Consider the following 14,151-nt stretch of genomic DNA (forward strand, 5'->3'; position numbering starts at 1 on the left):
CAATAAAGCATAGTTTTTATTATTTATCTGATGAACTATTCGCATAACGAAAAATAAAGGCATCTTTTGCATCTGTAGCTTGACGGTGCACATGCATTTTATCATTTCCCCCTTGATGAGTAAGCCAGCCTTCATATAGCCCTTCTAATACACTGGCACTCGCTGCACGCCAATTAGCTTCCTCTTCATTTGCTGAAAAATGTGGCCATGCACAGTGAACTAATAGCAACTCACTCATTGCTGGAGAGATAGTCACAAAGCCCCACTTAAACAGTGTTAAAACTTGATTGATATGTGATTCTAATGACTGGATATTTTCGCTATCAGGTAATGGGTAACGTTGAGCGATATCTTTCCCGATATCCCTTAATTTATTTTCGGCCTGCGTAATATCGTTATCACTAACTATTTGAAAAAATAATAGTTGTGTCAGATCTTGCCAACCGCTTTCAAAAGGTAACTGTAATATATCGCTATCATGTTGGTTCATTACTTATCTCCTTAATTATTTAGATAAAAAGTCTGGGGTGTATTTTAGATATAACCACATATTATCTTCAGCATAATCACCCGATGTATCATGAGATAAGCTGAGTCCTAATTCTGACTCTTTATTTAAATAATATTTAGCATCGAGCCCTAAACGATAGGTAATATTGGTTTCATCTTGCTCTTCATAACGAGATTTAATACGTGAGTCACTCGTATGACGTTTGTTTAACGCATTTTGCATATAAGCATGGGTTGGAAAATAATCACTCCCCTTTTGCTTGTAACTCTGTACCCCTATCGCACCATTTAGCGATACCTCTCCTTTTTCAAAACGACGGGTATAAGCAACAGGCAAAGAGACAGCGACATAATCTTGTGGGCTAAAGTACCCCCCATGCCCTAATGAGAAGTAATTTTGGTTGTTTTTAAAGTTCATATAGTCCACATGAACACCCGCTTTGACTTCTTGTTGCTCATCTTTGTAGAAGTTTGCATAAGAGCCAAGCCAAACTTTTACCTCTTCATTACTTTCAACACTTTTCCCTTGGTAGTTATAGTATCCCCCACCAATATAGGCACCGACTTTGCCATCATCCCATGCATATTGCGCTTTAGCACCATTACGCGTGACCTGTCCCCAGGTTTCTCCCGTTATAGGATCGGTACGTCCCATATAGGAAAGTAAGCTATCTTTAATCGCTCTACGCTCTGCGGTTAATGTTAACTGTCCATTTTGGCCAATTTTTGGTGAGTAAGTCAGTCCACCAACAATAGTGGAACTATCTTTATTCAAAGGTGTTGTTCCAACATCAAAACGTGTATTGTGATCAGATAAAACCAATCCTAATTCAACACCTGAAGCCCGCTGGCTTCCCGCATCATCTGCGTTTATTTTGTTCTTTTCATCATGATTATCACTGTTTTTCGCAAAACGTTCAGCATGCTGCAATTGCCCCGAGCCAAAGCGATTAGCGCGCTCTCCAGAAGCCGTACCGCTGGTGATTGAAACGGGATTAATATTAAATTGCCAGCGCCAATCTTCACCAGGAACACTTGAGATAGCAATCGGTGCCGATATTTCAGTCAAATTTGATAATCCCTTATCACCATTACGATGACGAATAGCAATACCACCTTGTACCCAAGGAGATATCTGCTGCTCTAATTGACGAATGGAGCGTTGAACAGCAACCATCTGTTTATCTTCATTTATAGAGCCAGTCATCACACTATTTTCACTCTCTAGTGCCATTAACTGCCCTGCTGCGGTATTCACCGTACCTGTTGTGTTATTTGTCGTTTGCCATTGTGCGCTACGCAATAACGCCAATGCCTGACGATTTTCACCGTTTAATTGCGCTACTTGTGCTGCTTGTAATAGATAAGCAGGTTGTGAAGATGTCGGTATTTGTTGTAACAGTGTTTTGGCTTTACGACCGTCTTTTTGCGCCAGAGCAACTTCAATTTGTGCTTGAAGTAATTTGCTATCTCTCCCTTGCTGTTTTTCAAGGTAAGAGAGAATTTTATTTGACTGCTCTGGCATAGATTGCGCTAAATACACACGACTTAAAGCCATTAATAAGTCTGGATCATCAGGACTTACCTTTAATGAGGTGACGAGAGTTTGATAAGCGGCTTTGATTTCACCTTTTTCCCGTAAACTATCCGCTTGCGCAACATTTGTCAGTATAGCTAAACGTTGTTTCTCGGCTGCTGGTGTTTGTTGCTGTAATGCGGGATCATTAATCAAGCTCGAGGCTTGTGCATAACGTCCTAACGCATTAAACACATTGATATGCCCTGCATAATTTCCCACAGAGCCTTTAGTCCCTTTAGCCAGATCATTTTCAATCAATTGCAGTGCTTCATCTTGTGCACCACTATTTACCAGTTTTTCAGCTAATTCCCCTACATCATTTGGATAATCAGCCACTTGGTTGATTAAAGGACGTAGCGTATTGCGCATCGCAACGAGATTGCCCGTTTTATAGTAACGCTCAGCTTGTGTCAGTTGACGATAAAAACGCGCTCTCTCTAATAACGCTTTTTCCGCCTCATTTTGTTGAGGTTGACTGTTCAGTAGGCTAAAAACTTTATCCCACTGTTTTTGTTCAACATAAAAGAGAGCTGCAATATAATTGGCATCACGTGTTTGACGACGTTCAAGTTGTAAAATGAGCTGATCCGCTTGCGTTTTATCACCTTCGGCTATCATTAAACGGGCTAAATCAAGGTATACCCAATTATTTTGCGGGTTTTTACGTTGTGCCTGAGTTAATAATTGTCTTGCCTGAGTGCGATGACCATTTTCTAACGCCTTTTGCGCATCACGACGTAATCTTTCTGATGGATCAGTATTTGCCGTTAATTTTTGTCGTAAAGATGCGGGTTGTTTTGCTACTAACTGCTCAGCTTGGCTGTTTTTTCCTTGTTGAATAAGCAAGTAGTAATATGCGGAAATAACTTTTTCATTTTGACTATGCTGTTGATATAGTTCAGATAATAGCTGATAAGCAGCAGGTAAATTACCTTGTTTGCGCAATAAATCCGCTTGCAATAAATGTGCTGATAATCCTTTTTCACCCGATGAGTGAGTTAAAGGTAATAATTTATCCAGTGCTTGCTGAGTATTACCTTGCTTAGCTTGTCGTTGCACTTCTCGTAATTGAGAATAAAAACCCGCATCCTCTGCTTGTTGTTTCCATTTTTGCCCTTGTTCCCCCCCTGACTGAGAGGCTTGGTTTAATAACTTTTGTCCGGTTGCCAAATCACCTGAACGTAGAGCCACATAACCTAATCCTGCTAACGCTTGAGCATCTTGACTATCGACCGTTAATGCTTGTTTAAAGTAAGTTGTTGCTTGCTTTAGGTTGCCTGTGTTTAGCGCTTCATAACCTGCTTGTCGGGCATTACCTTGTATTGCTCCTTGGTAATGCTGTGCAATGGCTTTATCGTTAGGATTAGTTTGTAGATAAGATTGATACAGCCCTTCATCATCAGGACGTACATTAAGCCATAGTAAGGCTTGTCTTAATCCATTTTTCGCCGTTTCATCACCAGAAATTTTACTTAAAATAGCAATCCCTTCACGACGAGTTTCTTCGTTATAAGTTAATGTTAATCCTAATGCTTTTTGTGTTTCTTTATTATCTGGCATCCGCTGAGCACGTTGTTTTAACCCAGCAATCGCTTGTGGCAACATTGCCGGTATTCCAGCCATAGTTTGATAATATTCAAGTGATAGCGTATCAGGTGGTTCATGTGTGACAAATAAGCGCTGATAGGCTTTTATTGCCTCTTCATGTTGCCCTTTTTGGGCTAATTCTCTCGCGTAACCCAATTGCTGTTCACTAAATTGAGATGAGCGAATATTTTTTAATCCCGCAATACGCGGATCTTGAGGTGCAATCCGTGCCAGTTTTTCACGCCAATAGCTGGCTTGTTTTTCATTTCCTTGTTGCGCAGTAAAAAAAGCCATTAAATACAGCGCATCTTGATTATTATTTTCCATGATCAGCACTTTTTGTAGCGCTTCAATGGCTCGTTCATCATGCGCTTTTCCATGCCAGTAATTTGCTTGCTCTATTAACGAGCTGACAATATTCGCATCTGTTGCATTAGCAAGCGTGGAATGGGTAACGCCTAATAAGCAACTGGCATAAATCACTTTAACAATCATATTAAGTGTCTGTTTTTTCATTTTATTCCCCCTATTTATCAACATGGCGCTTTGATATTTCACTCAGGCGACGCGTTGAGCGACGTTGTAACCAGCAATAAACCACGCTCCCTGTTAGCGCACAAAAACCGACTGCCAACATGCCAAGCAAATAGACATGTCTGGTGCAATACCAAAGAAATTGCTGTAATAGAGGCAGGTTTCCCTGTGAAAAATGTTCTCCTAAATGGAAGCTCATCACCGTATCTTGACCACTAATTAAAGTCAGATCCCCTTTAATAGCGGCATTGACATTTGCATGGTTCAAATCACCAATGATGTTTTTAATTGAGTCATTACCTTTTGCAGTCACTAAAACAACCACACGATCTTTAGCCCAAGGAGAGATAAAACTCATCATTCCCCGCCAATCATTTAACGGAGCAAGATAATTTGCCGCATCACTACTTGGTGATAATGGATCACCGGCTAACCAACTTTTAGCTTTATCTATCAATGAGGGAGATTGGATCTCAAGTTGGTTATTTATAAAAGAGAAGGTTTTTTGTGAAAATGCACTTGGCAAAAAGCCGTTACTACCTAACTCCCCAATCGCCAAGATATCTTTTTGTGCTAACTGATTTTTTTCTAAGGCTTGCGCACCAAGAAAAACAGAAATATAAGAAACAGGTGTACCGGTTGAATAGCCTGATCTCGCCATTAAATTAACTAACGTATATAGCTCTTCAGTTGTGGGATTTTCTGGCAATAATAATGTGGTTTGAGAAAAATCTGCCCGGCGACTAAATGGGAACGATGCACCTGAAAAATAGGCTAAATTAGGCATTCTGGAATAGTGCCACGTATTTTTAAATTGTAAGGTTGATTGCGGATCAATACGACTAATCAATCCTTGGCCATCCGTTAAAATACAGGGGGCATCATCATACTCATGTAAATCAAAATAGAACTCTAATTGATTTTGACTGTAGATTTGTCGTGGATCTAAATAAAGCGTACTACTTTGCTGTGCACTCTCCATCCCTAACCACTGTCTTAATATTCCTAATGGCTCTGAACGAGAAGGATATAACGCACCAATAAATTGATGGTTTAAAGAGGCAATTAACGAAGAGTGACGGCTATTTATTTTATCTGAATGAGGAAAAACATATTGCAGATCTAAAGGTAGCGCATCTCCATCCCACCAAAAGAGATCGGGTGAGACACGAAACGAAAATTGATTAGGAGCATGATTTATTCCTTGGCGAGTAAAATCATCACGACCATGAGCTATCTCACCCAATGTTACGGGATAATTGGTATTTAACCAACGTGGGGCATCATAATCCTGACGTACCGGAATATGTTGAGCAGCAACCGTTAATTGGTCATTTGGTGGTAATTTGCCACTATTTAATGCCCATGCAGCTTGACGTAATGTTTTTTCATCATCACCGCTAATCAGTAATAATTTAAATACGGGATCAACAGGGTTATCGACTATCGTGAGCTGCCCATTTTTTCCTGATGGTAAGGTAATACCTGCAATAGTCTGTCCGGCATAACCAATTAAAACACCATCGCTATCAGGTAGTTGATTCATTAATACAGGTAAATCTATTTGTTTAATATCATGACTAAAACTACCAAACCAAGAAGCAGCAATAGCGGCAGCTGTTACCTGCCCATTATCTGGTTTATCGGCTAAAACAATAGGTAACGAGGTCGCTGTCATTCTGTCAGGATCAAAGAACGGTAGGGGCAGTCGTTCCAAGCTATACCCGCCATTAATCCAACGACCTCGATAATTTAATGATGAATCGGGCGAAATCACCAAACTTAACTCATCAGCTAAAGGAGGCATACACTGCTTTTCATCTAAAGCATCGCGACTGGCAAGGCGAAAACTCAAGTTGTTTACATTGGTCAACATCATTTCAGGGATTTCTAACATATACTCATGTTCTTGCTCACCTTCTTCTAAAGGCAAAAATCCCATAGGTTGACCATTTAGCATCAAATGTAACGTTTTATCGGCTTGTACTAATCCCGATGAAGCTTTCACTTTCATGGTGAGTGTTGCACTATCGATAAACAGATCATTTGCCATACGAAATGTCACGCCGGATAATAAACGTCGACCGGATAATACTATTGGTGATGGACTCCCCATTTGAGCTAATGTTAACTGTTCTTCAATATTACGCGCCTCGGAGAGTGCAACATCATCAAATAGTTGCGTACTTACTGTGGGTTGTAGTGGCGGATGAGTATAAGATGTTGGCTCTGGTAATACTTCACCATCTAGCTCTAGCATTCCTGTTGTCGCATAGCAAAAATGAATACTCGCCATGGCAATAACCGTCAGACTTAGTATTGATGTCAGTTTCTTTTTCATACCTAGTCATCCCCATTAATAGATTGCACAGAGAGAGAGGTTTTTGTTCTTTTTACCGGTGCTTTTACTTTTTGACGACGACCAAAGAACAACTCAAAAATACAGCCAGTGATAGCACCTAACTCTTTTAATGGTTTGTCTTGATATTGTGTTTGATGAACCCAAGCATCTGCTCGACCAAAGATCACCCGTACTAACTTACGGCGTAGATTTAAATCCATTGGTAAAAAAGCGAGACGTAACTGGCTATTTTCTAAACTGACCATTTCCACAGGAAGCGTAACAACATCACGTTGCACCATTAACGTAATGCTATTAACGGTACGCTGGCGTAATTCAGCTATTTTATTAATCGCAATACGCACTCCCCCCATAGAAATATCTTCGGTGGTAGTTTGTAATTTAGCGCCATCATCAAAATGTAAAGTGATAGGAAGTGATGCCTTAATGCGGGTATTTTTACGAATTTGGCGTGTTTCTTTACCTACTGCGATCGATGCCAACACAATAAATAAACTATAAGTTGCCCAAACCAAATTCAATACAATGACTAAAGGGTCGATGCCTTGAAAATCATTTAATAAATAACGAATGATGACCCATGAAATACCCATAACTAGAAGCAGTGCAGTAATAATCAAAGGGCGTACCGTTAGATAATCCATATAGCTTTTATCAAGCAAATCGCCTTTATCAGTGACATTAAATTTACCTAATTTAGGCGAGACTAAACTGAGCAATGTAGGCAGTACTAAACTAAATGCCATCACTGTTTCATAGATTTCTCCCCAGAAAGAATAGCGATATTTACCAATATTTCGTGAGTTTACATACACCGACATAATTAAATGTGGTAATGCAAAGGCAAAAATCATACTGGCAGAAGAGGCGATAATATTGAGGTTGAATAACATAAACAGTAAAGGTGCGGTTAAAAAGATAATCCGAGGCAATCCATACTGAAAATGCATCATCGCATTGAGATAACATAACCGCTGAGGAAACGTTAAGCCACGGCCTAACATAGGGTTATCAACACGAAAGATTTGTGTCATTCCTCTAGCCCAACGAATACGTTGATTAACATGTAATGCTAAACGCTCTGTTGCTAGACCTGCAGCTAAAGGAATATCAATAAATGCCGAATTCCAACCTAAACGTTGTAATTTTAATGCCGTATGGGCATCTTCTGTGACTGTCTCAACCGCAATACCACCAATTTCTTCTAGGGCACTACGACGCATTACCGCACATGAACCACAGAAGAAGGTTGCATTCCAATTATCATTACCTCGTTGAACAGGGCCATAAAAAAGTGCACCTTCGTGAGGGCCGTTTTTGGCGGCACTTAAATTACGTTCAAAAGGATCGGGTGAATAAAAATAGTGTGGTGTTTGCACCAAAGCTAATTTTGGATCTTCAAGGAAATAACCCACCGTTGCCTGTAAAAATATACGGGTAGAGATATGGTCACAATCAAAGACGCAAATAAGCTCACCATCAGTTAATGCCATTGCGTGATTTAGATTACCTGCCTTAGCGTGATCGTGCTCTTCACGCTCAATATAAGTCACACCAACATCATTGGCGAATTGCTTAAACTCTTCACGGCTACCATCATCCAAAAGATAAACTTTCATTTTATCTTTTGGATAATCAATACCTTGTGCAGCTAAAACCGTATCACGCACCACATCTAAACTTTCGTTATATGTGGGTACATAAATATCCACTGTTGGCCATAACGAGATATCTTTTGGTAATGGCGCTATTTTTCTATTTAATGGCCAAGCTGTTTGGAAATAACCTAAAACTAAAATAATCCAAGAGTAGATCTCAGCTAAAAATAATCCTGTACCCAATATCCCTTCAATAGAGGTATTAAAATTAAGTGTGTGGGTTGCTCGCCAATACAGATAACGTGTAGACATTAACAATGATAAAAAAATCATTGTTAATAATCGTTTTTTTGACTTTTTAGAGCCAATAATAAATAACAGCAGAATATTAATTATACCAAATATATATTGTTGTTTAGCACTCATTGGCATAACAATAAGCGAAAACATTGTTATTAATAAAAAAGCTGTTATTAATAATTTAAATAATTTATTCATAACCCCGTACCTTGCCATTGCTATTTTTTTCTTTTTTAAGAAAAAATTTATTCTTGGTACAATAGACCAATAAATTCTTTTAAAAAAAGAAAATACCAATAGCTATAAATTGACATAAGTCAATATTATTTATATATAAGAGCTTGTTTAATTAGCTGATGCAATAAATGCAAATATCTTTTGCAATGAGAGCTTTTCATTTACTTGGCACTTATCTGTGGTTTTTTTTTCAAATAACTGATTATCTAGCAAACACTTACTTCGCTTATTAACTCTATTTTTTTCTTTTACTTCCGAGGCTAAATCTTGTGAATAAGAAAGAGAGGTCGCTATATTAGCTGTTTGTTTTTGCCTATTTTTAACTTTAGATATATTCAAGAACTCTTCATTATCCTCTGATAGGGAGTCTTTATTATCCTGTTGATTTATAACACTATTACTAATATTACAGGCTATATTACCTGTCGTTTGAGAAGAGAAATCTTGAAAAGTAAATCCCTCTTCCTGGAACTTATTTTTTAAATTATTTATATCATCATACATAATATGAACCCTTAAATAATCGCACCTAACACCTTGTCAAACAATTAAAAACCTCACCAAGATAAGGATACGAAAACAATTAAAATAAGCTTATTTAAAAGCTAACACCTAAGAGTTGCAGGACAACTTTCATTTATTTATACAAATCTAAATCATGCAGAGTAATTTTACTTGTAAAATATTTCATCTAATAAAAAAGACACTGTCTAATTGTAAGTAATGATTATTTAATTTGAATTGTATAATTATTTTAATAGGAAATACAACGTCTTCAAAATAGCTATTTTTTGCTCAGCTTGTATTTTATTTTATCTAACTGTGTATTTTTACTTAATACAATGTTAATGAAAAACACAAAAAGAAAGTCACTTTTTAACGTAAAAAAGCAGGTTAATTCCCCATATAATAACGTGATAAAACTAATAACAAATTGTATAAATTTTATAAAAATAAAATCCTGTAATTATTACCTTGTAATATAATTTATTCTAAGAAGAAAAAACATTGAGAAAAGTAATATGAAAATTTTCAGCTACTGATCTTTTTTAAATGTAAAGAATGGCTCACAAAGCAAAATGCGATGTTGTTTTTTGTGTTGATCATCATCAAAAAAAGACACGTTTTTATAAGTGAAAAGTGTATTTTTTTCATAGAGTAGCTAACACATTGTCATGCTATAAAAAGAAAATAACTTTATTTATTCAGACCCATTAAGATAATCTAAAAAAAATAACTTAAAAGCGATGATTTAATAACAATATTCTTTATTGTTTATTAATAGGAAAAACAACTATCATTAACCATAAAATCAGGATAATTAACTAAGATTATATTTTACGTATTAAATAATATTGTTAATAATACTTAATAAAAAGAATAAATATACTAGATACGAATACATTAATTAACTTTAACACTATAATAACAATAAATTTTTAACCAACTGATTTATAATAAATAATGTATACCTTGTAGATACTATTACTATATACACGTATTCATACGTATATTTTTATTTTTTTATATCATTAAATAGCACTTAACTACGTTTTTATACTAATAAAAACACATCAAATAACAACCATCTATTTTAGATACAATGTTAACGATAACATTTTTATAGCCACTCTTTTTAAGAGTATTCCTATCATATTAATCCATATTTTCTTTATTAAAATCTAAAAAACAGTCATTTTATGATAGTTTTTTTCTATTAAAAATGGGTTAGAAAAAACGTTTCACCTCCTGATAAGATCACAAAATGCGCTTATCTACGATTGTTTCTATGCTATCTTTAATAAATAGTGATAAATCTTATAATCTGTGGAAGTAATAGACAGAGAAAAAACGCATTAACTGAAGTGATGACCATTAAGCACCATAGCTTCTTCTCTATTTAATTAAGCTACGGATTACATTTACAGGATAACTAAGAGACTGATATGTATTATGGTTTTGATATGGGCGGCACAAAAATCGAGCTCGCCGTTTTTGATAAAGATCTGACTCAAGTATGGCAAAAACGTGTACCAACGCCAAAGAATGATTATCAAGCTCTATTAAATGTTTTTAAAACACTCACTTTAGAAGCTGATAATGATTTAGGCTGTAAAGGAAAAATAGGTATCGGTGTTCCTGGCATCGTCAACGCAAAAGAAGGAACTGTATTTACCACCAACGTGCCTGCTGCCAAATATAAACCGATGATCCACGATCTGGCTAATATTCTTGAACGCCCCGTCAAAGTTGAGAATGATGCGAACTGTTTTGCCTTATCAGAAGCATGGGATCCTGAATTTCGTCATTATCCTTCAGTACTGGGCTTAATATTAGGTACGGGTGTTGGCGGTGGTTTTGTCATTGATGGCAAAGTACTCTCTGGTAAAAATGGTATTGCCGGTGAAATAGGTCACATGAATCTTAATGTAGATGCTGATAATGTGATTGGTGAGATCATGCCAAAAATATTGTGCGGTTGTGGTAGAAAAGCCTGCTTTGAGACTTATTTATCTGGTCGTGGTTTTGAACGTATGTATAAAGCCTTTAATGGCTCACCACAAAGAGCGGTAGATATCGTTGCACAATATTATCAAGGTGATGAACAAACCCAACAGCATGTTGACCGCTATATGAAAGTATTAGCCATTTACCTTAGCAATATTCTGACTGTACTTGACCCACATTTAATTGTCATTGGTGGCGGTTTATCGCAATTTGACGCACTGTATACCCTATTACCCGATTATCTCTCACATTGCGTATACGGTAATACGCAAATTCCAACAATAGAAAAAGCACGTTATGGTGATGCGGGTGGAGCAAGAGGTGCTGCCTGCTTAAATTTATTAGACTGAATATAATAGAAGAAGAGCCATCTAACAGAAAGGCTCTTCTCTTTACAGTAGATTCAGAAATAAAGGTCATCACCTACAATAAAGGCTTATCGTTATGGATCGTCTCTGGCTAAAAAGAAGAATTTATATTCTCGGTGGTTTAACTATCCTTCTTTTCTTATTACAAATTATAGGGAGCCTCTTCCCAGTCCATCTTCTTCAATATGGTATTATTCCAAGAAGCAGCGAAGGTTTATTCGGTATCTTTATTTCACCTTTTATTCATGGCTCATGGTCTCACCTTTTTAGTAATTTATTACCTTTTCTTATCCTTAGCTTTTTATTGATGACACAGTCATTACGAGAATATTGCTATTCAAGTATTTTTATCATTATCATCAGTGGGTTATTAGTTTGGTTGTTTGGGCGTAACGCTATTCATGTCGGTGCAAGTGGGTGGATCTTTGGATTATGGTCACTGCTAATTGCCCATGCTTTTACTCGCCATAAAATTATCGATATCGTCATCGCCTTATTTGTGCTGTTTTATTACGGCTCTATGGCTTATGGATTAATCCCCGGGCAATTAGGAGTTTCTACAGAATCACATATCGCAGGCGTTATCTCTGGGTTGCTTTATGCTTGGTGTGCAAGAAAAATCATTCGTCGGAAAAGCCGTGTAGTAGAAATAATAAAATGAAATAATTACACCATCATTTATCAATAACAAGTTGATAAAATTGATCTATTAATACCAATATTTACTTTAATATGCATTTTTATAGGAAGAATTGAACTAGAATTAATCTATCTCTAAGTGAATGTTTAAACCAATAAGCGAGCCTATTATGAAAAAAATACTAGTTTTATTAATTGGTAGTACATTGGCTTTTGCATCTCAAGCCAATTCAAACCAACAAAATAGTGGTGGTTTTGTTGCCCCACAAAGCGCTATCACCACCACAGAGCAAGGTGGATTTAAAGGTCCTTCAATTAGCGAAACCACCGTTGCTAAAGCAAAAACACTTTCAGATGATACTTGGGTTATCTTAACAGGTAAAATCACCAAAAAAATTGGTGATGAGCTTTATGTTTTTGAAGACACAACAGGTGCTATTAATGTTGAAATAGACCAAAAAAGATGGCGTGGTCAAACCGTTACGCCTGAGAATACCGTAAAAATTGAAGGTAAGATCGATAAAGAGTGGACAAGTACTGAAATCGATGTAAAACAACTGAGCATTGTTAAATAACTATACTCTTTAAAAAGACACATAAAGATTAAAACATTATGTGTCTTTTTATTTATTCCCTTCTTTTATCCTTATCCATTGATGCTTCCTCCATCAATTTATCATCGGATTATGAACAATATAGCGCCACCGTTTTATTGTTAGCTTTGTCACAAAAGCTTTTTTGATTGTTTTTATTTTAAGTAAGAAAAAATACTTAAATTACGTAATTATTAAATATTTTTTATAAAAAAAACAAAACACATCAAAAAATGACGGCTATAATTTGATAAATTACTATACCGCCATAGGAGGATGTATGTTTAAAAAATATTTATTAGCAATTTCTTTATTAGCATTATCCAGCGGTACTACTTTAGCAGCTAACCCTATTGCTAAATTAAAAGTCACAGGAAGGATCAAGCCTCCGACTTGTACTATCAATAATGAAGAGCAAGAAGCCACAATCATCTACAACTTTGATATCACTCCAGGTCTTTTCCCTGAAAAGGGTGACTTAAAGTTAGCAGGTCAATCAAAAAACATTGTTATTTCTTGTGATTCAAGTACTTATTTAGCTTTTGTTGCAACAGATAATAGATTGGGGACACAGAGCCAAGAAAGTGAAGCCTTCTTTGGTTTAGGTCACTATCAATTTAAAAATAAAGATGATGGAAAAAATGCAGAAACAAAAGTGGGCTATTACACCATCAATATCAGCAATGCCACTGTCAAAAAAGAAGATGGTAGTAAGTTTGAAAAAGCTTATATCAAATCTAACAACGCCACGACATCAGTTCCTAATACATTAATTCATAAACAAAGTGAGTATGGTTGGGCTTTGCCTGGTAAGACATTTGTTGCAGGAAAATCTTTTGCTGCTGACTTTGAAGTCAACCCCGTCATTAATAGCCAAATGAAAAAAATCGAAGGCGAAGCTGAATTAGATGGCTTAGCCACTTTGACATTTCAATTTGGTATTTAATATTAATAAAGTGTAAGGTATTTAACAATTACCTTACACTTTTTATTATATTCTTTTTTATTTATTATAATAAGACTCATATTTAAATACTCAAACAAAGAAAGTAATTTATTAATTATCTTATTTTGATTTAAATAACATTTAATGACTATCTTATTAAGATTAAAATATTTAATTCTTATCTTTTTTATGCATTTAAAGTTTATTTAATTATAAATACTATTTTTTATTTTTTATCAGCGTATAATTATTTGTAAGGTATTCTTATTAAGATAATAATATAAATAAGCAACTTAAAAAGTTGAGAGCATTTTATTATTTTAGAAAAAATAAAGTGCATTAAAAAGGTATATATGTATCGAATTAAGATATATATATACTTCCACTGGA

Annotated in this window: 9 protein-coding genes; 4 read left to right on the forward strand and 5 right to left on the reverse strand. The window is 35.9% G+C overall.

Annotation, left to right across the window (positions count from 1 at the left end; all coding sequences use genetic code 11):
• Positions 1 to 19: 19 nt before the first annotated feature.
• The 5 genes from bcsD to AACV01_RS09005 all read right to left on the reverse strand — a co-directional run bounded on the left by bcsD (position 20) and on the right by AACV01_RS09005 (position 9,211).
• Complete coding sequence (bcsD, locus tag AACV01_RS08985) at positions 20 to 490, reverse strand: cellulose biosynthesis protein BcsD (protein ID WP_004246549.1); 471 nt, start codon at positions 488 to 490, stop codon at positions 20 to 22.
• Positions 491 to 505: 15 nt separating this feature from the next.
• Entirely contained in the window at positions 506 to 4,192 is a 3,687-nt protein-coding gene (locus tag AACV01_RS08990) for a cellulose biosynthesis protein BcsC (protein WP_161682748.1), read from the reverse strand.
• 10 nt (positions 4,193 to 4,202) lie between these two features.
• Positions 4,203 to 6,551, reverse strand: a complete 2,349-nt coding sequence (bcsB, locus tag AACV01_RS08995; protein WP_161682749.1) for a cellulose biosynthesis cyclic di-GMP-binding regulatory protein BcsB — start codon at positions 6,549 to 6,551, stop codon at positions 4,203 to 4,205.
• A 2-nt stretch (positions 6,552 to 6,553) separates the two neighbouring features.
• A complete protein-coding gene (gene bcsA / locus AACV01_RS09000) occupies positions 6,554 to 8,668 on the reverse strand; it encodes a UDP-forming cellulose synthase catalytic subunit (RefSeq protein WP_052715525.1) in 2,115 nt (704 codons plus the stop codon).
• Between the two features lie 147 nt (positions 8,669 to 8,815).
• A complete protein-coding gene (locus tag AACV01_RS09005) occupies positions 8,816 to 9,211 on the reverse strand; it encodes a hypothetical protein (protein ID WP_046334400.1) in 396 nt (131 codons plus the stop codon).
• 1,442 nt (positions 9,212 to 10,653) lie between these two features.
• Between AACV01_RS09005 and nagK the strand changes: the two genes are divergently transcribed.
• The 4 genes from nagK to AACV01_RS09025 all read left to right on the forward strand — a co-directional run bounded on the left by nagK (position 10,654) and on the right by AACV01_RS09025 (position 13,761).
• Positions 10,654 to 11,565 (forward strand): N-acetylglucosamine kinase, encoded by a 912-nt coding sequence (nagK, locus tag AACV01_RS09010; RefSeq protein WP_104836837.1) that lies wholly within the window; start codon positions 10,654 to 10,656, stop codon positions 11,563 to 11,565.
• Between the two features lie 94 nt (positions 11,566 to 11,659).
• Positions 11,660 to 12,244 (forward strand): rhomboid family intramembrane serine protease, encoded by a 585-nt coding sequence (locus AACV01_RS09015; RefSeq protein ID WP_017628739.1) that lies wholly within the window; start codon positions 11,660 to 11,662, stop codon positions 12,242 to 12,244.
• A gap of 148 nt (positions 12,245 to 12,392) precedes the next feature.
• On the forward strand, positions 12,393 to 12,797 hold the full coding sequence (locus AACV01_RS09020; RefSeq protein WP_004249797.1) for a YgiW/YdeI family stress tolerance OB fold protein: 405 nt from the start codon (positions 12,393 to 12,395) through the stop codon (positions 12,795 to 12,797).
• Between the two features lie 298 nt (positions 12,798 to 13,095).
• The gene (locus AACV01_RS09025; RefSeq protein ID WP_161682751.1) at positions 13,096 to 13,761 is read left to right on the forward strand and encodes a fimbrial protein; all 666 of its coding nucleotides are present in this window, start codon (positions 13,096 to 13,098) and stop codon (positions 13,759 to 13,761) included.
• Positions 13,762 to 14,151: the final 390 nt, after the last annotated feature.

Source organism: Proteus sp. G2609 (assembly GCF_963896135.1).
In the GTDB taxonomy this organism is placed as follows: domain Bacteria; phylum Pseudomonadota; class Gammaproteobacteria; order Enterobacterales; family Enterobacteriaceae; genus Proteus; species Proteus mirabilis.